Genomic DNA, 21,076 nt, shown 5'->3' with positions numbered 1-21,076 from the left:
TGCTCCTTACAGCCCGGCCGCAGCCTTGACCTTGCCGAACACGGCGGTGTTGTCGAGTGAGCCGTGGAAGCTATCCGCTCCCTGGCCGATGGCGCCGAGGAAGACGTCGGTGCCGCCGTGGGTCTCGTTGCCTATTTCGCCCACCTTGACCACCACCTCCTGGTGATAGTCGTTGGCGGAGACGGTGGCGTCATCCAGCGGCGCCACGCTGCTGCGCGGCCCGTCCACCCGGTTGTAGCCGTTGCCAAAGCCGATGATGGTGTAGGGCATGCCATCGGCATCCTTGCTCGGCTCGCCGGTTTCGTAGTTCTTCACCAGCCCGAGCACGCCGGGGTTGTCGGCGGTGGTCTTGCCGGTGCGCTTGGCATAACCATTCAGGACTAGCGTGTGGTCATGGTCGGCGGTGACCACGATCAGGGTGTTTTTCAGCTCGGGATCGGTTTTCTTCACCTCGTCGAGGGTCGCCTTGATGGCGTTGTCGAAGGCGAGGGTGTCCTGCAGGGCACGCTTGGCGTTGGTGTCGTGCAGGGCGTGGTCGATGCGACCCCCTTCCACCATCAGGAAGTAGCCCTGTTTCTGGTCTTTGAGCTGCTTGATGGCGGCCAGGGTCATCTGGGCCAGGGAAGGCTCGCTGGCGGGCCGGTCCAGGTCATATTTCATGTGGCTTGAGCCAAACAGCCCCAGCAGCGGCTTGCCCGCCTCGGCCTTGTTCAGCTCGTCCAGATTGCCGGCAAACTGGTAGCCCTTGGCCTTCATCTCATCGATGAGGTTGCGGCCATCCTCGCGCTTGCCCTTGTCTGCCTTGGGTAAGAAGAAGCTGCTGCCACCGCCGAGCACCACGTCCACCCCCTCTTTGAGGGCGCTGTTGTAACCCACGCCGCCGGGCACCAGCTGGGCGGCGATGTCGGCTTCCAGATCCCGGTTGCAGAGGTGGGCATAGGTGGCGGCCGGGGTGGCGTGAGTCACCCGGGTGGTGGTAACCACGCCGGTACCGCGGCCGGCGGCCTTGGCCAGCTCCAGCAGGGTGGTGACCGGCTTGCCGCCGCTCTTGCTGCAGTTGCTCTCCTGGGTGGCGTCGCTGTCCATGCTGATGACGCCGTTGTTGCTCTTGACCCCGGTCATGTAGGCGGACATGGAGGGGGCCGAGTCGGTCACCTGGGCGTCGTGGGAGAAGGTCTTGATGAAGGCCGTCTCCGGCAGGGTATCGATGGTGAGGCTGCCCTCTTCACCGACGCCGTAGATGCGGGCGGCGGTCAGGGTATTGAGACCCATGCCGTCGCCGAGGAAGAAGATCACGTTCTTGGCGCCGGGGGCGGGCGCACTGCTGTCGTTGTTGGAGTTGCAGCCGGCAGCCAGGGCGGCGCCGATCATCAATGCAAGTCCTGCCATCTTTCTCATTGGGGTTCGCTCCTTGTAAAACCTGAGCGCAGCCTAGAGGTCGCAGATGACACTTTTAGTGAAACGGGATGACAATCCGATGAAGGTGTTGCGTGAATGTTATGTTGTATCAATAGCTTATATTAATGCAGCCGAAGTACTGGGCACCGGTGGGCGACGGGGCCGGGTGGGGGAGAATCTGGCCGGATTACCGGTCGGCGGCTAGAATGGCCTGTCAAATCAGGGCGTGTGCAGGTAAAATGCGCCCCCTTGCGACGCCCTGCGTCCGCCACCGCTCGCCGCTCGCGCCACCGCAAGCCAGCGCCCGCAGTCCCTAGATGAGAGTAACGGATATGTCCATCAACTGGTTCCCCGGCCACATGCACAAGGCCCGCAAAGAGATTGCCGAGGTCATGCCCCAGGTCGATGTCATCATCGAGATGCTCGACGCCCGCATCCCCTTCTCCAGCGAAAACCCGCTGGTGCCCGAGCTGCGCGGCGATACTCCGGTGATCAAGGTGCTCAACAAGGCGGATCTCGCCGACCCCGAGATCACCGAGCTGTGGGTGGCCCACATGGAGCAGGAGAAGGGGATCAAGGCGTTGCCTCTGACCCAGCAGGAGCCGGAGAAGATCAAGCAGCTGCTGACTCTCTGCCACGAGATGCTGCCGGAGCGCAATCTGGAGCTGCGCGGCGTGCGTGCCATGATCATGGGCATTCCCAACGTGGGCAAATCCACCCTGATCAACACCCTGGCCGGGCGCATCATCGCCCGTACCGGCAACGAGGCGGGGGTGACCAAGTCCCAGCAGCGGATCAAGCTCGACAACAACGTCATCCTGACCGATACCCCGGGTTTCCTCTGGCCCAAGCTCAACCCGCCCTCCTGCGGCTACCGCTTGGCGATCACCGCCGCCATCAAGGACACGGTATTTGACTACGCCGACATCGCCATGTTTGCCGCCGATTACTTCATCAAGGCCTACCCGGAGCGGATCCAGGCCCGCTATCAGCTGAGCGAGCTGCCGGAGACCGAGATCGAGCTGCTGGAGCTCATCGCCCGCCAGCGCGGCTTCATGCGCAAGGGCGGCCTGGCCGATCTGCACAAGGCCTCCGAGATCCTGGTCAACGAGTTCCGCTCAGGCCTGTTGGGGCGCATCTCGCTGGAGACCCCGGCGATGGTGAGCGTCGAGATTGTGGAAGCCGAGGCCGAGGCCGAACAGAAGGCCAAGGAGAAGGCGGAGCGGGAAGAGGAGCGTCAGGCACGGGCACGTCGCAAGTACGCCAAGAAGCGTCAGCGCTAACCGGCGTTGTGTCTGGTACTCACCAAGAGGCGACCCTGGGGTCGTCTCTTCGTTTTTGGGCAGATTGAGCATCAGTGACGGGGCGGCTTGGCCACTGCTGTGGCGTACTTCGGTGTGCGCGCTCCGCGGCCCTTTTCATGGCGCCGCGCAAGGTCGATGAGAATGATAGACCGGCCATGCCCTCATCAAGACCGCCAAACTACCCGTTAATCAAGGGGATAAGCCGGCTGCCGAGCAAGTGCAGCTCTGTGCCAAATGAGGATTTGTTGCCAGCGCGAAAAAAACATCCCCTGCGCCAATTAACGCCGATTGACAATGGCATTGGCGGTGGCATGATGCGCTCGCATTTTGACTCTCCTCACGGTATTACCCATGACCACCTACACCCGGCCAGTGCTGTTGTTGCTCTGCGGCCTGCTGCTGCTCACGCTGGCCATCGCGGTGTTGAACACCCTGGTGCCACTCTGGCTGGCCCATGACAATCTGCCGACCTGGCAGGTGGGCATGGTCAGCTCCTCCTATTTCAGCGGCAATCTGCTGGGCACCCTGCTGGCGGGGGCGCTGATCAAACGCTACGGGTTCAACCGCAGCTACTACCTGGCCTCCGCCCTCTTTGCCGCTGGCTGTGTCGGGCTCGGCATTACCCTTGGTTTCTGGAGCTGGCTCGGCTGGCGGTTCCTCGCCGGGATCGGCTGCGCCATGATCTGGGTGGTGGTGGAGAGCGCGCTGATGTGCAGTGGCAACGCGCGCAATCGAGGGCGGCTGCTGGCTGCCTACATGATGGTCTATTACCTGGGGACCGTGCTTGGGCAACTGCTGGTCAGCAAGTTGCCGACCGCGCTGATGGATGTGCTGCCCTGGGCGACCGGGCTGGTATTGGCGGCTATCCTGCCGCTGTTGTTCACCCGCATCGTCAGTGAGCGCAATGAGCAGCAAGGGAGCACCCGGGTCTGGCCTATGCTGCGGCTGCGGCAGGCACGGCTCGGGGTCGATGGCTGCATCATCTCCGGCATGGTATTGGGGTCGCTGTACGGCCTGATGCCGCTTTATCTGAACCACCGCGGGGTGAGCGATGCCGGCATTGGCTACTGGATGGCGGTGATGGTGAGCGCGGGTATCCTGGGGCAGTGGCCGGTGGGCCGTCTGGCGGATCGGTTTGGTCGCCTGCCGGTGCTGCGGGTACAGGTGCTGGTGGTGATCCTGGGGTGCGGGGCCATGCTCAGCGGTGTGGCGATGGGCCCGGCGCTGTTTGTGCTGGGCGCCGCCGGTTTCACCCTCTACCCGGTGGCCATGGCGTGGGCCTGCGAGAAGGTCGAGCACCATCAGCTGGTGGCGATGAACCAGGCGCTGCTGCTGAGCTACACCATCGGCAGCCTGCTCGGCCCGGCCTGTACTTCGCTGTTGATGCAGCACTACTCGGACAACCAGCTGTTCATCGTGATCGCTGGCGTGTCGTGCGTGTATCTGCTGATGTTGCTGCGCAAGCTGGGTGAACACCCGACGCCGGTGGCCCACGCCTGAACGGGGGCTGCAGGATCCCAACCTCGCTTCCCGACAAGGGGGAAAGACGGTGCTAGGGTGCCCGCTATCAATAGGGTACCGGGTATAAAGAAGAGGCGGCCCCAGGGCCGCCTCGTTGTTTGCAACGGTTGCCAGTTAGAGATTCATGGAGAGGAGAGATTCACGAAGAGATAAACGGCTAGCCGTAGCGCTTTTTCGCCTCTTCAAACAAGGACATATGCAGCGGGATCAACTGCTGCCAGTCGCGCCGGTAGCCGCCGCCCGGCACCGCGGCGATGGGCAGCCCGTGCCGCTGTGCGCAGTCAAAGACCATGGCATCGCGCTGGCGTACCCCCTCATCGCTCAAGGCGAGATAGCCAAGCTCGTCGTCCTTATGCACATCGACCCCGGCCTGATAGAGGATGAGGTCGGGGGCATAGAGCCGCAACGCCAGGTTGAGCGCCTCTGCCAGCGTGGTGAGATAGGCATCGTCCGCCATGCCGCTTGGCAGGGGGAAATCCATGTGGGAGGCGGGCTTGTGGCGAGGGAAGTTGTGCTCCCCGTGCAGGGAGAGGGTGATGATGTCGCGCCGCCCCTGGCACAGTGCTGCGCTGCCATCCCCTTGATGGACATCGAGATCGACGATCAGTACCTGCTCGCAGCGCCCTTCGTCCAGGCACACTTGGGCGGCGATCACCAGATCGTTGAAGAGGCAAAAGCCGCTGCCAACGTCCCGGTGGGCGTGGTGATAGCCGCCGGAGATCTGCAGGCCGCAACCCTGCTCCAAGGCATGGCGGCTGGCGGCCAGGGTGGCCCCCACCGAGCGCAGGGTGCGCTCCATCAACAGGGGCGACCAGGGAAAACCGAGCTGGCGAATGGCGCCGGCATCAAGGGTGCCGGCGAGGGCTGCCTCCACATAGGCGGTATCGTGCACTCGCTTTATCTGATCAGGGCTGGCGGGGGCGGCTTCTGCCAGCGGATAGCCGAGGCGGCCGAGCCGCTCGAACAGCGCCTGGTACTTGGCCAGCGGGAAGCGATGGCGCGCTGGCAGGGTCAGGGCGGAGTAGAGGGGGTGATAGAAGATGCGCAGTGACATGACGGCAGGGCCTTGGCAGAGAGGCAGATATGAAAAAGGGGAGCCAGGCTCCCCTTGTCGCACGAAACGAGTGCTCGCGCGCCATTACTGCTGCTGGATCACCCAGATCTGGAAGGCTTTGCGGGTCTCCGCATCGGCCTTGTTGTACCAGTTTTGCAGCTGGGTCAGGGCTTCCGGGTTGCTCTGAGCCTTGCTCGGGGCCACTTGCACCGGGGCGCTGTTGGCGGCCATGACGGCGGCGGTGGAGATGGCAACAGTTTTGGGCTGATTGAAGGCTTTGCCCATGTTGATCAGTTCTTGCTGATAGTCACGGGTCAGCTGAAAGCCTTCGACTTTCGGCAGTACGAACTGCTCGCTGGCAACGACCTGGTTGCTGCTCTTGTCTTTCAGTGCGACTTTTTGCTCTTTGACGAACAACTTGGCTTCAGCTTCGTTGCGCGGCTTCTTGTAGTCCAGCACCAGCTTCTGGTTGTCGGCGGCGGTGAAGTTGATCACCAGGGGCTCGGCAGTCACCAGCTTGGTCTCGCTGCGGCTGGAGTAGTTGCCTTCAAAGGCGACAACCAGTTGGTGCTTGCCAGCTTTGATAGGATAGGTACTCGTCTTGTCGAGCAGCTTGGGATTGATGGATTGGCCATCGACCAGCTGTACGACGTAGGGGTTGGTCACTTCCAATTGGGCATCGGCCAGGGCACTACCTGCCCACAACAGACCAGCCAGGGCCGGCACCAGAACAGTCAGTTTCATTTCATCTCCTTGAACAGTCGGCGAGTGCCCACTGAAAAACAGGGGCTCATTTTTACAGGTTTGCCCAAGGGCAGCAATAGGCGTTTATGGCGCCTGGGTTGCCTCTCGGCCCCGATGCTTAAAGCGAACGCAAGCCACGACACGGGTGCTGACCGAGCCAATGGGCCCCTGTCTTACTCAATCCGACGGCTGAAGGGGGGCAGCGCGTCGAGCAACCCCTTGCCATAACGCTTGGTCAATAGACGTCGGTCGAGGATGGTGACCCGGCCCCTGTCCGCCTCTTTGCGGATGAGACGACCGCAGGCCTGGATCAGTTTGCGAGACGCCTCCGGCACCGTCAGTTGCAGGAAGGGGTTGCCACCGCGTTTTTCGACCCACTCGGCGGTGGCCTCTTCCACCGGGGAGTTCGGCACCGCGAAGGGGAGCTTGGTGATCACCAGATTGGTGAGATAGTGACCGGGCAGGTCCAGTCCCTCGGAGAAGCTGCCGGTGCCAAAGAGGATGCTGGCCTGGCCGCCATCGCACTTCTGTTTGTGCAAGGTCAGCAGGGCGTTGCGTGACGCTTCCCCCTGCACCAGCAGGGAGAGCCCCTTGGCCCGCAGCCCTACCGCCACCTCGTTCATCTGCCGATAGGAGGAGAAGAGCACCAGGCTCGCCTCCTTGCCTGCCAGCAGACGGGGCAGGGTATCGACCAGCTCCTGGGTAAAGCCGGGGGCGCTGGGTTCATGGGTCATTTTTGGCAGATAGAGCTCGGCCTTGTGGTACTCGAAAGGAGAGCGCAGTCGCAGATAGCGGGTGCCGTCGTGCTCCTTGAGTCCCACCTGATGGCGGAAATAGCTGAAGGAGGAGAGGGCGGTGAGGGTGGCCGAGACCAGCACGGCGCCCAGGCACCTAGACCAGAGCCACTCCTCCAGCAGATAACCCACCTCTATGGGGGAGGCGTGCAGCCAGATGTCCCCATCCTCGTTCTTGGCCATCCAGCGGGCCAGCGGTGTCTTGCCCGTGGGCACGTGGCGACTCAGCATCTCCCACAGGGCGCAGAAACTCTCCAGCCGCTGCAGGTGAAAACCGCTCTCCGCCAGCAGGGGCTCGGCCTCCTTGCGACGGATTTCGCCGTCCTTGAGCGCCTCGCCGATGGCACCCTGCATCCTGTCCAGCGCCCGCAGCGCCTTCTTGCTCGCCTCCTTCAGGTTCTCCGCCAGCATGGGCAGGGGATCGGGCAGCACCCCCTCGGCAAACCTGTGGTGCTGCTCGGTGCCAAACAGCTGATCGTTGCCGGCGAGCCACTGCTCCAGCGCCTTGAGATCCGGTTGCAGGGAGGCCAGGGCATCCTGCAGCTTGAGCTGGGGGTCGAGCAAGCTCTCCTTGTTCAGTGCCCTGGCCAGCTTGCCGGCGCTCTGCACCAGCTTTTCCAGCCAGCGGCGAGACCCCTTGATGCTGGCCGAGGCGGCGCCGTGATCCCGGGCTATGGTCGGCAGGTGGTGGGCCTCATCCAGCACATAGATACACTCGTCCGGTGGCGGCAATATGATGCCGCCGCCCATGGTGAGGTCGGAGAGCAGCAGGGCATGGTTGACCACCAGCACATCGGCGGCGTCCATGTCATTCCTGGCACGGTGGAAGGGGCAGTGCTGGTGGTGGCTCAGCGCCTTGTTGCAGCTGTGGCGATCGGCGGCGATGCGATCCCAGCACAGATCCGGAATCGGCTTGGGCCAGTTGTCCCTGTCCCCGTCCCACTTCCCCTCGGTGTAGGCCTGCCACAGCGCCTGATAGCGCTCCTTGTCAGAATCTGACGGCTTGTGTTTGCTCAAGCTGCCGAAATCGAGTTCGAAATTGGCCATATCGGCGCCGCTTGCCGCTTGTTCAAGCAGATGTTCGCAGCAGTAACGCTGGCGCCCCTTGACCAGCATGAAGCGAAACGGCAGCTCGCTGTGGCGATGGTAGAAGGGCAGGTCCTTGTGGATCAACTGCTCCTGCAGGGCGACGGTGGCGGTGGAGATCACCAGCTTCTTCTGGGTGAGCCGCGCCACCGGGATGGCGCCCTGGGCATAGGAGAGGGACTTGCCGATGCCGGTGCCCGCTTCGGCCACCAGGATGCGGCGACTCTTTTCATACTCTCCGGTGAGGGTCTTGGCGATTTCGGCCACCAGAAAATTCTGCTCCTTGCGCGGCACAAAACCGGGTAAACCATCGGCAATCTGTCGATAGGTATTGCGAATGGTGGCTTTGAGGCGAGTCGATAGCATGAATGGGGTGTGACCGTGTCTGGGATGAATGGTCACAGGATACCCGCAACAGGCGGCCTGGGTCGAGGCAAGGTGAGGCAGGGGTTATGGGCCGGGATCCGCACTTATGTCATGGGGTGGATTGTGCGTGCAATAAACCACCAAAAAAGGGCGTTTCAGGCAGCGCGTATCGCTGTAAACGTTTTCCCTGAGAGGGCAAACAATATGGGATTCAGCTCACAATTTTTTCCCTATGACTATGGTTTTCTCAAAAAGTTCCAAGTTTTTTCATTGCGGATTGCAAAACCCGGTGCTAGTCTCGGGCCCCATAGTGATGCAAAGAACATCGCTAACACAGGGAATAACAACAACTTAGTGTTTAATTACAGTAGGCGATGCAGACGCAGATTCTTACTCCAAGAATGATGGTGAGCTGACCACCTATGCCCGTCTGGGCTGGTCCGGCAAAATGGCTCTGAATGACACCTGGTCTGGCGTTGCCAAAACTGAGTGGCAACTGGCCTCCGAAAACTCCTATGGCAGCGATAAGCGTGAGCTGAAGGCTCGTCACATCTATGCTGGCTTCGATGGTTCCCAGTATGGCCAGTTCCTGTTTGGTCAGACAGAAACTGCTTTCTACAATGCAACCGTCGCCAAGACCGATATCTTCAACGACTACGGTGACATGGCCAACGTCTATGATGGTCGTCAAGAAGGTCAGGCTATCTATAACGGTCAGTGGAACGGTTTTGGCCTGAAGGGTGGCTACATCACCAACAACGGCAGCTATGATGCGAACTACGCTGGCTGGTCTGGTGTTGAAGGTAAAATGGACCACGGCTACACCCTGGGCGCAACCTATGACTTCGACTTTGGTCTGGGTCTGGCAGCAGGTTACGAGTCCAAGAGCTTCGAAGATGCCTCCACCCTCACCATCACTTCCGAAAACGGTACTTTCAGCCGTGCTGATCTGACCGACAAGAATGACTGGGCTGTTGCCGCAAGCTACACCTATCAGGGTTTCTACTTCGCTGCCCTGTATAACGAATCCACCTACAAGTTCGACGGCTTCAACGATGCCAAGGCGCGTGGCTACGAGCTGGCTGCTTCCTACAACGTAGACGCCTGGACCTTCCTGGCTGGCTACAACTTCGCTGAAGCGAAAGTGGAAGGTGTAACTTCTTACGAAGACACCGTAGATTTCACCTCCATGGGTGTTGAATACGCCTTCAACTCCAAGCTGAAAGCTTACACCGAATACAAAATCCAAGGCCTGAGTCAGCAAGATGACGAGTGGACTGTTGGTATGCAATACAACTTCTAATCACGCTTCCCTCTCGTAGGGAACGTTGAAAGAGTTGATGAAACGGCCAAGCTTGCTTGGCCGTTTTGTTTTATCTGCCTTTCACCTTATTCCCTCCGCCGTTTGGCCCTGCGCCAGGTCACGTTGTCTCTTTTCCGCCCTTGGCTCCTTAGTCGTAAATCGCTAGATTATTCAATTCGTTGAAAGATGGTCTGCCGACAGGGAAGGATGCGTGTGATCGATTTCAGTCACCCCGAGTGGCGAGCGCTGGCTCAGCAGTTGCTGGATGAGGCGCCCCAGGTTATCCGCGGTCGCCAGTGGCAGCCCCTCATCGGCATGCTCAAGGACAATCAGCTGCTGCTCCCCCTTGGCAATCACCGCTATGAGCTGACCCCGGCCGGACGGCGCTATCTCACCCGCGAGCTGATGCTGGCCGAGATCGCCACCGCTCTCCCCGAGCCTGAGGAGTGGCTTCATGCTCAGGGTTGGCAGTTGGGGGAGCAGGTTAACGAGCGGGTGCTGGCGGCGCTCTATCGCAAGTCAGATGTGAACTTCACCCCCAACGAGCAGATCGACTTTGAGGACAAGGGCATTCGGCTCTGTGCCGATCAGCTGTTGCGCTTGCGCTCCGCCCAGCCGTTCAGCCTCTTTTTTAGCAGCGGTACCCTGATCGACGCGGCGCCCTGGCTGCAGGCCCTCGGCGAAGTGGCCCTACCTGAGCGCACCCTTGAGGATCTTGGCAAGATCCTGTGGGGGGAAGGGAATATCAAGCGGGTGATCACCACCGACAGCGTCGGCGCCTTTGCCGAGCTTCTTCTTGAGTCAGGCTGCTTGCTGGTGTGGGCACCCCCATCTGCCTCCCTAGCCCTGCAGCAGGTGGTGGCCGCTTTGCCGCCCAATGTGCTGTGGAGCCATCTCACCGCTCTCGACCCTGCCGGGGTGGATCGGGTGCAGGCGCTGGCCCAGCGACTGGGGCGTCCGGCAAGCTGGTGGCTGCCCCGGGATCTGGCTCCCATCAAGGAGGCCTATGCCGCCCCTCTGCAGGACGCGCGCCCCTGGGAACCGAGCCGGATCCCCCGTCCATTGCGGGCGTGGTGCAGCGATCTGGTGGAGTCCAACCGCGGCTTGTCGGCCGAGGTGTGTGCCCTGGCATCGGGCTGGCATGCCATCGGTTGAGATTGCCGCAGATCCGGCCGAAAAAGCGGTTTGCCCCCACTCTGCACGGTGATATAAAGAGTTGACGAAGCGCTCGCCAGATGGGCGCTTTTGTTTGCCACGTGTTTTGCGTGTCACGGACGGTGTGCCAACACGCTTTGCCAGCCAACGAACTCAACGGAATACAGGGAATACCATGTTTGAAAAGGTTGTTGCCGCCCCAGCGGATCCGATCCTGGGCCTGACCGAAGCCTTCCGTGCTGACTCTCGCAGCCACAAGATCAACCTGGGGGTCGGGATCTACAAGGATGAGACCGGTGCCACCCCCATTCTCCACTGCGTCAAGAAAGCCGAGCAGAAGCTCTTGACCGACGAGAAGACCAAGAATTACCTCGGTATCGAAGGCAATATCGAATATGGCCGCATCGTGCAGCAACTGCTGTTCGGGCACGATTCTGCGCTGGTCGCCAGCGGCCGGGCCAAGACTGCTCAGGCGCCGGGCGGTACCGGTGCCCTGCGCATCGCCGCCGAGTTCGTGGTGCGCAACGGTCTGGCCAAGACTGTCTGGATCTCCGATCCCACCTGGGCCAACCACGTCAGCGTGTTCCAGGCTGCTGGCCTTTCCGTCAAGTGGTACAAGTACTACGATGCGGCCAGCAAGGGTCTCGACTTTGCCGCCATGCAGGCCTCGCTGGCTGAAGTGCAGGCAGGCGATCTGGTGCTGCTGCACGGCTGCTGCCACAACCCGACCGGTATCGACCCTACCGCTGATCAGTGGCGCGCACTGGCCAAGCAGAGTGCTGCTGCCGGCTGGCTGCCGCTGTTTGACTTCGCCTATCAGGGCTTTGCCCGCGGTATCGAAGAGGATGCCGAAGGTCTGCGCATCTTCGCCGAGTGCCACGACGAGCTGCTGGTGGCGAGCTCCTTCTCCAAGAACTTCGGCCTCTACAACGAGCGGGTCGGCGCCTTCACCCTGGTCAGTGCGACCAAGGAGATCGCCGACGTGGCCTTCACCCAGGTCAAGACCGTCATTCGTGCCAACTACTCCAACCCGCCGTCACACGGCGCCGCCGTCGTCACCGCCGTGGTGAGCGATCCGGCCCTCTATGCCGAGTGGGTGGAAGAAGTGGCGGCCATGCGGGTGCGCATTCGCGAGATGCGGGAGCTGCTGGTGGAGAAACTGGCGGCGCGCGGCGTGAACCAGGACTTCAGCTTCATCCGCGAGCAGAACGGCATGTTCTCCTTCTCCGGTCTCTCCAAGGATCAGGTGGAGCGCCTCAAGAGCGAGTTTGCCATCTACATCGTCGGCTCGGGCCGGATCAGCGTGGCCGGTATCACCCGTGCCAATATCGATCCCCTGTGCGATGCGATCGCCAAGGTGTTGTAAGCACGACCGCCGATATCCGTTCAGTAAAAAGCCCGCCGGGGAGACCCGGCGGGCTTTTTCATTTCCTGGTGCTGGTCTCAGCGGCGGCGCTTACCGCCCCCCAGCAGGGAGCCGAGGACGCCGCGTACCAGCTGGCGACCTACCTCGTTGCCGACGGTGCGGGCCACGCTCTTGGCGGCGGTCTGCACCACGCCGTCGTGCTGGCCGCCACGGGGGCCGGTGCGGCCAAACAGGATGCCATTGAGGGCATCGAGCAAGCCGCCTTCCCCGTTGGATGGCTGTTCGCGGCCTTGCTCGCCAGTGGTTGTCACCTTGCCGCCGTTGAGCCGCTCGAAAGCAGACTCGCGATCCTCCGGCGTCTCGTAGCGGCCGTGCAGCAGGGAGCCCTGAATGAGCGCCTGCCGCTCGGTGTCGCTCAAGGGGCCGATGCGGCTGGCTGGCGGGGCGATGAAGGCGCGCTCCACCATGCTGGGCCGTCCCTTCTCGTCGAGCAGAGAGACCAGCGCTTCGCCGACACCGAGTTCGGTGATGACGCCGGCGGCATCGAAGGCGGGGTTGGCGCGCAGGGTGTTGGCGGCGATCCGCACCGCCTTCTGATCACTCGGGGTAAAGGCGCGCAGGGCGTGCTGCACCCGGTTGCCAAGCTGCCCCAGCACGCTGTCGGGGATATCGGCCGGGCTCTGGGTCACGAAGTAGACGCCCACCCCTTTCGAGCGGATGAGTCGCACCACCAGTTCGATCTTCTCCAGCAGCGCCTTGGGGGCATCGTTGAACAGCAGGTGCGCCTCGTCGAAGAAGAACACCAGCACCGGCTTGTCCGGATCCCCCACCTCCGGCAACTGCTCGAACAGCTCGGAGAGCAGCCAGAGCAGGAAGCAGGCATAGAGCCGGCTGGATTGGGTGAGCTTGCTGGCGGCCAGCACATTGATATGACCGTGGCCAGCCTCATCGGTCTGCAGCAGGTCCTGGATGTCCAGCATGGGTTCGCCGAAGAAGTGATCGCCGCCCGCACTCTCCAGGGTGAGCAGGTTGCGCAGGATGGCGCCGATGGAGGCGGTGGAGACGTTGCCGTAACGGGTGGTGAGCGACTTGGCGTTGTCACCGGCAAACTGCACCATGGCGCGCAGGTCTTTGAGATCGAGCAGCAGCAGCCCCTCGTCGTCCGCTACCTTGAACACCAGCTCCAACACCCCGCTCTGGGTATCGTTGAGGCCGAGCAGGCGGGCGAGCAGCAGGGGTCCCATGTCGGAGACGGTGGCCCGCACCGGGTGGCCCTGTTCGGCAAACAGATCCCAGAACAGGGTGGGGCTGGCGGCAAAGGCGGGGGCCGCAATGCCGAGCTGGGCCAGCCTGGCGTCCAGCTTGGCCGAGCCCGCCCCGGCGGCGCCCAGTCCGCTCAGATCCCCCTTCACATCGGCCAGAAAGACCGGCACACCGAGGTGGGAGAACCCCTCCGCCAGCACCTGCAGGGTGACGGTCTTGCCGGTCCCGGTGGCGCCGGTGATGAGGCCGTGGCGATTGGCCATGGCTGGCAGCAGGGCGAGGGGATGACCATTGGCATGGGCCAGCGTGAGCGGTTCGGCCATGGTGGGCTCCTTGTGGCAAATGGGGGACGAAAAACAACGGGTTACAAGGAGTGTGGTGGCAGGATCCGGGGATGGCAAGGCAGTGCCTCGTCAGCGCGCCAGAGGCTGACGAGGTGGGCGGGCTAGCGACTGCGGACCAGCTTGCCGAGGCGCAACAGCAGCAGGGTGAGGAGGCCGCCGGTAGCGGCGGTCAGCACCGCCAGCAGCAGGCTGCCGAGCAGGAAGGGGGGCACCAGGGTGGCCGCCTCGTGCTCCAGCCAGTGCAGGGTCCAGCTGAGGTGAAACGGTTCCGGCGTCTTGTGCAGCACCAGACAACCGGTGCGATAGGCGTAGAGGTACATGAAGGGCAGGGTCAGCGGGTTGTTGAACCAGACCGCCAGCAGCGCCAGCGGCAGGTTGAGGCTGAACGCCAGCGCCAGCCCGACCGCGATGAGTGAATGCATGGGGATGGGAAACCAGCAGGCGAAGATGCCGGCCGCCACCGCCCCGCTCAGGGCGCGCGGCCCCCCTTGCCAGAGGGCGGGGGCGAGCAGGCGCTCGCCAAACAGGGAGAACCACTTCTGCTGGCGCAGGGTATCGGGGTCAATCTTGAAGCGGGCGAACCAGCGATTCAGCATGCGCGGGCCACCTTGCGTTTCTGCCACTGGCGCACGGTGCTGATGCGCCAGCAGGTACGAATGAGGGCGTAGCCGATGAGGGAGCTGAGCAGGGCCAGCACCAGCGAACCCAGCAGCAGCGGCGGGGCCACGGTCTCGAACACCGACACCAGCCAGGCCCAGGTGAACTCGATCTCGATGTGCTGGGAGGATTGCCCCAGCAGCTGGCAGCCGGTCAGATAGGCGCCGTAGAACAGTGGCGGCATGGTAAAGGGGTTGGAGAGCCAGACCAGGGCTACCGAGAGCGGCAGGTTGACCCGGCAGGCGATGGCGCCGCCGGCCGCCAGCAACATCTGGCAGGGAAGCGGCACCCAGGCCATGAACAGCCCCACCGCGAAGGCACCGGCCGCCGAGCGCCGATTGAGGTGCCACAGGTTGGCATCCAGCAGCAGCTTGCCAAACAGCCGCAAGTGCTTGTGTTCCTTGAGTGTCGCCGGATCAGGCAGCCAGCGTTGTATGAGTCGTTTGGGCATATTGAAACCTTGCTAAATACTTGCACCATGGATCTGCGTCTGTTGTCGTTTGCCCTCGGGGCAAGCTCCTCACTGCTTTGGCCATGGTTGCCTTCATGGGAATGGGGTGGCCTGATGCTGCTGCTCGCGTTCCCCCTGGCCGGTTACCGCTGCTGGCGGCTGCTGTTTCTGCTGTGCGGCATCCTCTGGATGCAGGGGAGTTTGCACTACCGGCTTGCCTGGCTGGATCAGCTCGGCAAAAAAACGAGCCACATCATAACCGCACAGCTGCAAAGTGCAGAACCCGAGGGCGATAAATTTATCCGGCTGGTGCTGCGGGTAAACAGGCTCGACGAGCAGGCGCTCACTCCGGCGCCGCTGGTGCGCATCAATGCCTACCAGGCGCTGCCCGCCATGACGGCAGGTAGTCGCCTCACTCTGGTGGTCTCTCTCAAACCGGCCCACGGCCTGGCCAACGAGGCGGGGATGGATGGGCGGCGCCTGCTGCTCGGCAAGGGGATCACCGCCACCGGCAACCTGCGCCGGGTGATCCAGATTGAGCCGGCGCAGACGGGGCTGCGCGAGCGCTGGCTGGCCCGGGCCGCCGCCAGCTGGCAGGATCTGAGCCAGGGCCCGCTGCTGGCGGCGCTCACCTTCGGCGAACAGGGCGGTATCACGGATGAGCAGTGGAGCTTGTTTCGAGGCTGCGGGCTGACCCACATCATCGCCATCTCGGGGCAGCATATCGCGCTGGTGGCGGTGCTCGGCTGGTGGCTGGGGCGACTGTTCGGGCTGCGGGGAGCGATTCTGGTCGCCCTGCTGTTTGCCGCCCTCTACAGCTGGCTGGCCGGTTTTGCGGTGGCCACCGAACGGGCCCTCATCATGGTGCTGGTGTGGAGTCTGCTGCGCTGGCGACGGCGGGAGTGGCCAGCCCATCGCATCTGGTTGTGGGCCTTCGTGGTGCTCACGCTCTGGGATCCCTTTGCCCTCTATTCGGCCGGATTCTGGCTCTCCTTCCTGGCGGTGGCTCTGCTGCTGGTGGCGAGCCTGCTGGAGGCAAAACCCGGGCTCATTCGTCTGCAGGGCTTGTTGCTGCTGGGGCTGCTGCCGCTGCAACTGGCGCTGTTCGAGGGGATTGCCCCGCTGTCGCTGCTGCTCAATCTGCTGGCATTGCCGCTCTTTTGTATCGGCATCATACCGCTGGCGCTCATCGGGGTGCTGCTGGCGCCGCTTTCAGGGGAGCTGGCCCACCTGCTGTTCTGGCTGGCCGATGTCGGCCTGCAGTGGGTGTTGTGGGCGTTGGCCCGGCTGGCCAGTCAGTGGCAGCTCTGGTGGCCGGTGCCGGGCTGGGTACTGCCGCTCACGGCGCTGCTGACCCTGCTCTGGTGCGCCTGGCATGTGCCGGGCGGCCGTCCGCTGCTGTTGCCAGGGGGCGTGGCCCTGCTGCTGGCGGCCTGGCCGGCGCCGAGCCACTGGCAACTGAGGGTGCTGGACGTGGGGCAGGGGCTGGCGGTGCTGATCACCCGGGGCGAGCGTGGCATCCTCTTCGACACCGGCGATCGCTACCCGGGCGGCTACAACATGGCGGATGCCGTGATCCTGCCCTTGCTGAACCGGCTCGATGTGCGGGTGCTGGATTATCTGGTCATCAGCCACAAGGACAGGGATCACGCCGGCAATCGGCGCGCCATCCTGCAGGCTCTGCCGGTGCGCCACGAGCTCTCGTCATTCGACTTCGGCCGCTTCACTACCCTGTGTCGGCGTGGCCAGCAGTGGCGCTGGCAGGGGCTCGAGATGGCGGTGCTCTGGCCGCAGCAACCGGGGCCTGGTCACAACAACGACGGCTGTGTGTTGCAGATCCGCGACGGGGAACGGCGCATCCTGCTCAGTGCCGACATCGAGCGGCAGGCAGAGCAGCGGCTGCTGGCGCTGGAAGGGGAGGGGCTTGCCAGCACCCTGCTGGTGAGCCCCCATCACGGCAGCCGCACCTCCTCCACGGCACCCTTCGTGGCGGCGGTGGCCCCCCGCTATGTGGTGCACAGCGCCGGCTTCATGAACCAGTGGGGCTTTCCCCGCCCCGAGGTGGTGGCCCGCTACCAGGAGGCGCAGCAATGGGTCACCGGGCTGGACGGAGAAATTCTGGTCGAGCCTGCGCCGGGTGGGCTGTGGATCCGGGCCGAACGGGAGCAGGGCCCCTGGTTTCGCCGCAAGGGTGACTGGTGGCGGCCTGCATTCTGGCCTGATCGCTGAGCGTAAACCCGGCTGTGGCTGGGATAACGGCCGTCATTTCCTGTCTTGGCGAGGGACATGCGCTGGCGATGCTTGGTGTAATCCTGCGCTTTGGCTGGGATAACGGCGGTGATTTCCCGCCTTGGTGATGGGCACCGCTTGGTGTAATCCAGCGCTTTGGCTAGAATAGCCCGTCATTTCCCTTATTAACGGCTATTCATGCAACAAGAAATCTCACAAGACAGCTGGCCTGTCTTCAAGCGTCTGCTCGGCTATGTCCGTGACCGCAAGCTTGGCCTGATCGGCGGCATCATCGGCATGCTGGGCTACGCCGCCGTGGATACCACCTTCGTCTATTCCATCAAGCCGCTGATCGACCAGGGGATCAACGGCAACGATCCGACCGTGCTCAAGTGGATGCCCTTCTTCGTACTGGGCATCGTGGCCCTGCGCGGCGTCGCCAACTTCCTCTCCAACTACTGCATGGCCTGGGTCGGCAACCACGTGGTGATGCGTCTGCAGCAGCAGGTGTTCAATCATATGGTGGCGATGCCGATGAGCTTCTTCGACCGCCAAAACACCGGTCACCTACTCTCCAAGGTGACCTATGACGCTAGCCAAGTCTCCTCGGCGGCGAGTACCACCTTGGTCACCCTGGTGCGGGAAGGGGCGACCGTGGTCGGCCTGCTCGGCCTGATGTTCTGGCACTCCTGGCAGCTGTCGGTGATCTTCCTGGTGGTGGGGCCCGTGGTGGGCATCATCATCGGCCTCATCAGCCGTCGTTTCCGTCAGATCAGCCGCCACATCCAGCAGGCGGTGGGTGACATCACCACCTCCACCGAGCAGATGCTCAAGGGGCACAAAGAGGTGCTGATGTTCGGTGGCCAGAAGGTGGAAGAGAAGCGCTTCTTCAAGGTCAGCAACAACATGCGCCAGCAGACCATGAAGATGGTCGCCGCCGATGCGATCAGCAGCCCGGTGGTGCAGATGGTTGCCTCCATCGCGCTGGCGGCCTTCCTCTATGTGGCCACCATCGACAGCGTGCGCAGCGAGCTGACTGCCGGTACCTTCACCGTCATGATCACCTCCATGATGATGCTGCTCAAGCCGCTGAAAAGCCTGACCGACGTCAACAACCAGTTCCAGCGCGCCATCACCGCCTGCCACAGCCTGTTTGGCCTGCTCGACACCGAGCCGGAACAGGATACCGGTACCCGTACCCTGGAGCGCGCCCGCGGCGAGATCGAGTTTCGCAACGTCACCTTCACCTACCCGACCAAGGACACCCCGGCGCTGCACAACGTCAGTTTCAAGGTGGAGGCGGGTAAATCGGTGGCGCTGGTGGGGCGTTCCGGCTCCGGCAAGAGCACCATCGCCAGCCTGTTGACCCGCTTCTACGACATCGAACAGGGGGAGATCCTGCTGGACGGCGTCAATATCCGCGATTACCGCCTGAGCGAGCTGCGCAAGCAGTACGCCCTGGTCTCCCAGCATGTCCACCTGTTCAACGACACGGTGGCGAGCAACATCGCCTACGCCGCGGAAGAGAAATATAGCCTCGACGAGATCAAGCAGGCGGCCCGCATCGCCCACGCCGACGAGTTCGTCAGCAAGATGAGCAACGGTTATGAAACCGTGGTTGGCGAGAACGGTGCGTCGCTTTCCGGCGGTCAGCGTCAGCGCATCGCCATCGCCCGTGCCCTGCTGCGTGATGCGCCGGTTCTGCTGCTGGACGAGGCTACCTCGGCGCTGGATACCGAGTCCGAGCGCCACATCCAGGCAGCCATCGACGAGCTGTGCAAGGCGCGCACCTCGCTGGTGATCGCTCACCGCCTCTCCACCATCGAGAAGGCGGACGAGATCCTGGTGATCGATGAAGGCCATATCGTCGAGCGCGGCAACCACGCGGCGCTGATGGCCCAGCAGGGCACCTATGCCCAGCTGCGCGCCATCCAGTTCGGCCATGCCACCGCAGGTGGCAACGCCTGATGCTGGAGCGGCTCTGGTATGCAAAGAGTGGCTGGCGCTGGTTGCTGGCCCCCTTTGCCCTACTGTTCGCCGTCATCAGCGGTACCCGCCGTTACGCCTATCGTCATGGCTGGTGCAAGGGCTATCGTGCCTCTGTGCCGGTCATCGTCGTGGGCAATATCTCGGTGGGTGGCAATGGCAAGACCCCGGTAGTGGTCTGGCTGGTGGAGCAGTTGCAGGCCCGCGGCTATCGCCCGGGGGTGGTGAGCCGCGGCTATGGTGGCAAGGCGCCCCATTACCCGTACCGGCTCAATGCCGCCAGCACCACGGCGCAGGCGGGGGATGAACCGGTACTGATTGCCCGGCGCTGCGGCTGCCCGGTGGTGGTTGCCCCGAAACGGGCCGATGCGGTACGTCTGCTGGAGCAGAGCGGCGAAGTGGACATCATCATCACCGACGACGGCCTGCAGCACTATGCGCTGGCCCGGGACATCGAGCTGGTGGTGGTGGATGGGGCGCGTCGTTTCGGCAACGCCTGCCTGTTGCCCATGGGGCCGCTGCGCGAGCCGGTCACCCGGCTCAAGCGGGTGGACGCCATCATCTGCAACGGCGGCGAGCCGGGGCGGGGAGAGTATCCCATGAGGCTGGTGGCTGACGCTCCCCGCCGGGTGTGCGACGAGGCCCCGCTGGCCACGCCGCTGGCGGGCCCGGTCGATGCGCTGGCGGGAATTGGTCATCCGCCCCGTTTCTTCGCCACCCTCGAAGGGCTCGGCTACCAGCTGGATCAGCGGGTGGCCTACGGCGATCACCACCCCTTCGGTCGGGACGAGCTGGTGGGCCGCTTTGCCGGCAAGCCGCTGTTGATGACCGAGAAGGATGCGGTCAAGTGCCGCTCCTTTGCCCTCGACAACTGGTGGTATCTGCCGGTCAGCGCCGAGTTGCCCGCCTCCCTGCTCGATACCCTGCTGCACAAGCTGGGGACGAGCGGGAAGGGGCAAGGCGCAACCCAGGCACAAGGTTAATCTCTCTCGCCCGCGTGGGGGAGCAGGGGCTTATCATGCCCCGCATGGTATATCTGGTTGCTCGACATCCATCGCCGGCGTGATGAAACCGCCGGTGCGACATCGTTGAAGGAGTATCGTTTTGGCTTTGGACATCAAGTTGCTCGACATCATTGCCTGCCCGGTCTGCAAGGGCAAGCTGCACTACAACAAGGCCGTGCATGAGCTGGTCTGCCGCTTCGACAAGCTGGCCTATCCGCTGGAGGAGGGGATCCCGGTGCTGCTGGAGAACCGCGCCCGTCCGCTCAGCAGCGACGAGCTGTCGTCATGAGCTTCGTCGTCGTCATTCCGGCCCGCTACGCCTCCACCCGGCTGCCGGGCAAGCCGCTGGCCGACATCCACGGCAAGCCCATGGTGCAGCACGTGGTGGAAAAAGCCCTGCAGTCGGGCGCCGATCGGGTGATCGTCGCCACCGATGACGAGCGGGTGCAGCAGGCGCTGGCCGCCTGCGCCGGGCAGGCCGGTTTCGAGGTGTGCATGACCTCTAAGGATCACCAGTCCGGCACCGAGCGCTTGGCCGAGGTGTGCCGTCACTACGGCTTTGCCGCCGACACCATAGTGGTCAATGTGCAGGGGGATGAGCCGCTCATTCCGCCGGTCATCATCCGTCAGGTGGCGGACAACCTGGCCGCCGCCACGGCGCCCATGGCGACCCTGTCGGTGCCGATCCAGGACGCCGAAGAGGTGTTCAACCCGAACGCCGTCAAGGTAGTGACCGACCAGGAGGGCTACGCCCTCTACTTCAGTCGCGCCTCCATTCCCTGGGATCGGGATCGCTTTGCCGCGAATCGCGAGCAGATTGGCGATCACTACCAGCGCCACATCGGCATCTACGCCTATCGCGCCGGCTTCATCCAGCGTTACGTGGACTGGGCGCCGAGCCTGCTCGAGCAGATCGAGGCGCTGGAGCAGCTGCGGGTGCTCTGGTACGGGGAGAAGATCCACGTGGCCCAGGCGCTCGAGGCGCCGCCGGTCGGGGTGGATACCCAGGCCGATCTGGACAAGGTGCGCGCGCTGCTGGCGAACTGATGCC

General features: G+C 63.2%; 17 protein-coding genes. 10 read left to right on the top strand and 7 right to left on the bottom strand.

From position 1 onward, the window contains the following. Positions 1–6: 6 nt before the first annotated feature. On the bottom strand, positions 7–1,398 hold the full coding sequence (locus ACPW75_RS11840; RefSeq protein ID WP_223950500.1) for an alkaline phosphatase: 1,392 nt from the start codon (positions 1,396–1,398) through the stop codon (positions 7–9). Positions 1,399–1,730: 332 nt separating this feature from the next. On the opposite strand from ACPW75_RS11840, the gene ylqF reads away from it, so the two are divergent. Next, the gene (ylqF, locus tag ACPW75_RS11835) at positions 1,731–2,681 is read left to right on the top strand and encodes a ribosome biogenesis GTPase YlqF (protein ID WP_016351290.1); all 951 of its coding nucleotides are present in this window, start codon (positions 1,731–1,733) and stop codon (positions 2,679–2,681) included. A gap of 372 nt (positions 2,682–3,053) precedes the next feature. After that, complete coding sequence (locus ACPW75_RS11830; RefSeq protein WP_101148962.1) at positions 3,054–4,202, top strand: MFS transporter; 1,149 nt, start codon at positions 3,054–3,056, stop codon at positions 4,200–4,202. 178 nt (positions 4,203–4,380) lie between these two features. Here the strand turns inward: ACPW75_RS11830 and ACPW75_RS11825 are convergent, their stop codons facing one another. The 3 genes from ACPW75_RS11825 to dinG form a co-directional block, all read right to left on the bottom strand. After that, on the bottom strand, positions 4,381–5,277 hold the full coding sequence (locus tag ACPW75_RS11825; RefSeq protein ID WP_180807327.1) for a histone deacetylase family protein: 897 nt from the start codon (positions 5,275–5,277) through the stop codon (positions 4,381–4,383). A gap of 84 nt (positions 5,278–5,361) precedes the next feature. After that, positions 5,362–6,021, bottom strand: a complete 660-nt coding sequence (locus ACPW75_RS11820; protein WP_011706592.1) for a YccT family protein — start codon at positions 6,019–6,021, stop codon at positions 5,362–5,364. A gap of 173 nt (positions 6,022–6,194) precedes the next feature. After that, the gene (gene dinG, locus ACPW75_RS11815) at positions 6,195–8,267 is read right to left on the bottom strand and encodes an ATP-dependent DNA helicase DinG (RefSeq protein ID WP_077095398.1); all 2,073 of its coding nucleotides are present in this window, start codon (positions 8,265–8,267) and stop codon (positions 6,195–6,197) included. A gap of 361 nt (positions 8,268–8,628) precedes the next feature. Here dinG and ACPW75_RS11810 point away from each other — a divergent pair, with 361 nt between their 5' ends. The 3 genes from ACPW75_RS11810 (at position 8,629) to ACPW75_RS11800 (ending at position 12,091) form a co-directional block, all read left to right on the top strand. Beyond that, complete coding sequence (locus ACPW75_RS11810; protein ID WP_425904468.1) at positions 8,629–9,570, top strand: porin; 942 nt, start codon at positions 8,629–8,631, stop codon at positions 9,568–9,570. Positions 9,571–9,783: 213 nt separating this feature from the next. Further along, complete coding sequence (locus ACPW75_RS11805) at positions 9,784–10,725, top strand: hypothetical protein (RefSeq protein WP_179101314.1); 942 nt, start codon at positions 9,784–9,786, stop codon at positions 10,723–10,725. Between the two features lie 175 nt (positions 10,726–10,900). After that, positions 10,901–12,091 carry an amino acid aminotransferase gene (locus ACPW75_RS11800; RefSeq protein ID WP_077095400.1) on the top strand — a complete coding sequence of 397 codons (1,191 nt, stop codon included), beginning with the start codon at positions 10,901–10,903 and terminating at the stop codon, positions 12,089–12,091. Between the two features lie 77 nt (positions 12,092–12,168). Here ACPW75_RS11800 and ACPW75_RS11795 read toward each other — a convergent pair whose 3' ends face one another. The 3 genes from ACPW75_RS11795 to ACPW75_RS11785 all read right to left on the bottom strand — a co-directional run bounded on the left by ACPW75_RS11795 (position 12,169) and on the right by ACPW75_RS11785 (position 14,806). Continuing rightward, positions 12,169–13,677 (bottom strand): helicase HerA-like domain-containing protein, encoded by a 1,509-nt coding sequence (locus tag ACPW75_RS11795; RefSeq protein WP_077095401.1) that lies wholly within the window; start codon positions 13,675–13,677, stop codon positions 12,169–12,171. 122 nt (positions 13,678–13,799) lie between these two features. After that, entirely contained in the window at positions 13,800–14,294 is a 495-nt protein-coding gene (locus ACPW75_RS11790) for a DUF2062 domain-containing protein (protein ID WP_045527395.1), read from the bottom strand. Then, positions 14,288–14,806, bottom strand: coding sequence for a DUF2062 domain-containing protein (locus ACPW75_RS11785; RefSeq protein ID WP_011706585.1), 519 nt, complete (start codon positions 14,804–14,806; stop codon positions 14,288–14,290). Before ACPW75_RS11785 ends, ACPW75_RS11790 begins: the two co-directional genes overlap by 7 nt. On the opposite strand from ACPW75_RS11785, the gene ACPW75_RS11780 reads away from it, so the two are divergent. The 5 genes from ACPW75_RS11780 (at position 14,744) to kdsB (ending at position 21,072) form a co-directional block, all read left to right on the top strand. Continuing rightward, complete coding sequence (locus ACPW75_RS11780) at positions 14,744–17,035, top strand: DNA internalization-related competence protein ComEC/Rec2 (RefSeq protein WP_205421755.1); 2,292 nt, start codon at positions 14,744–14,746, stop codon at positions 17,033–17,035. The two genes, ACPW75_RS11785 and ACPW75_RS11780, sit on opposite strands and share 63 nt — an antisense overlap. Before the next feature lie 198 nt (positions 17,036–17,233). After that, the gene (gene msbA, locus ACPW75_RS11775) at positions 17,234–19,003 is read left to right on the top strand and encodes a lipid A ABC transporter ATP-binding protein/permease MsbA (protein ID WP_425904464.1); all 1,770 of its coding nucleotides are present in this window, start codon (positions 17,234–17,236) and stop codon (positions 19,001–19,003) included. Continuing rightward, on the top strand, positions 19,003–20,004 hold the full coding sequence (gene lpxK, locus ACPW75_RS11770) for a tetraacyldisaccharide 4'-kinase (protein WP_118880879.1): 1,002 nt from the start codon (positions 19,003–19,005) through the stop codon (positions 20,002–20,004). The genes msbA and lpxK overlap by 1 nt, the downstream gene beginning before the upstream one ends. A 121-nt stretch (positions 20,005–20,125) precedes the next feature. Continuing rightward, a complete protein-coding gene (locus ACPW75_RS11765; RefSeq protein ID WP_011706581.1) occupies positions 20,126–20,314 on the top strand; it encodes a Trm112 family protein in 189 nt (62 codons plus the stop codon). Next, positions 20,311–21,072 (top strand): 3-deoxy-manno-octulosonate cytidylyltransferase, encoded by a 762-nt coding sequence (kdsB, locus tag ACPW75_RS11760; RefSeq protein WP_024944871.1) that lies wholly within the window; start codon positions 20,311–20,313, stop codon positions 21,070–21,072. Before ACPW75_RS11765 ends, kdsB begins: the two co-directional genes overlap by 4 nt. Positions 21,073–21,076 lie beyond the last annotated feature (4 nt).

Source organism: Aeromonas sp. FL131, from assembly GCF_049860615.1.
Classification (GTDB): Bacteria; Pseudomonadota; Gammaproteobacteria; order Enterobacterales; family Aeromonadaceae; genus Aeromonas; species Aeromonas hydrophila.
Note: the sequence above shows the minus strand (reverse complement) of the source record. Positions and strands in the feature narration are given on the sequence as shown.

Bases quoted from the DNA above. Each gene is read 5' to 3' on its own strand.
- msbA (WP_425904464.1), top strand. From the start codon at position 17,234: ATGCAACAAGAAATCTCACAAGACAGCTGGCCTGTCTTCAAGCGTCTG.
- dinG (WP_077095398.1), bottom strand. From the start codon at position 8,267: ATGCTATCGACTCGCCTCAAAGCCACCATTCGCAATACCTATCGACAG.
- kdsB (WP_024944871.1), top strand. From the start codon at position 20,311: ATGAGCTTCGTCGTCGTCATTCCGGCCCGCTACGCCTCCACCCGGCTG.
- ACPW75_RS11825 (WP_180807327.1), bottom strand. From the start codon at position 5,277: ATGTCACTGCGCATCTTCTATCACCCCCTCTACTCCGCCCTGACCCTG.
- ACPW75_RS11840 (WP_223950500.1), bottom strand. From the start codon at position 1,398: ATGAGAAAGATGGCAGGACTTGCATTGATGATCGGCGCCGCCCTGGCT.
- ACPW75_RS11830 (WP_101148962.1), top strand. From the start codon at position 3,054: ATGACCACCTACACCCGGCCAGTGCTGTTGTTGCTCTGCGGCCTGCTG.
- lpxK (WP_118880879.1), top strand. From the start codon at position 19,003: ATGCTGGAGCGGCTCTGGTATGCAAAGAGTGGCTGGCGCTGGTTGCTG.
- ACPW75_RS11785 (WP_011706585.1), bottom strand. From the start codon at position 14,806: ATGCCCAAACGACTCATACAACGCTGGCTGCCTGATCCGGCGACACTC.
- ACPW75_RS11820 (WP_011706592.1), bottom strand. From the start codon at position 6,021: ATGAAACTGACTGTTCTGGTGCCGGCCCTGGCTGGTCTGTTGTGGGCA.
- ACPW75_RS11795 (WP_077095401.1), bottom strand. From the start codon at position 13,677: ATGGCCGAACCGCTCACGCTGGCCCATGCCAATGGTCATCCCCTCGCC.
- ACPW75_RS11800 (WP_077095400.1), top strand. From the start codon at position 10,901: ATGTTTGAAAAGGTTGTTGCCGCCCCAGCGGATCCGATCCTGGGCCTG.
- ylqF (WP_016351290.1), top strand. From the start codon at position 1,731: ATGTCCATCAACTGGTTCCCCGGCCACATGCACAAGGCCCGCAAAGAG.
- ACPW75_RS11790 (WP_045527395.1), bottom strand. From the start codon at position 14,294: ATGCTGAATCGCTGGTTCGCCCGCTTCAAGATTGACCCCGATACCCTG.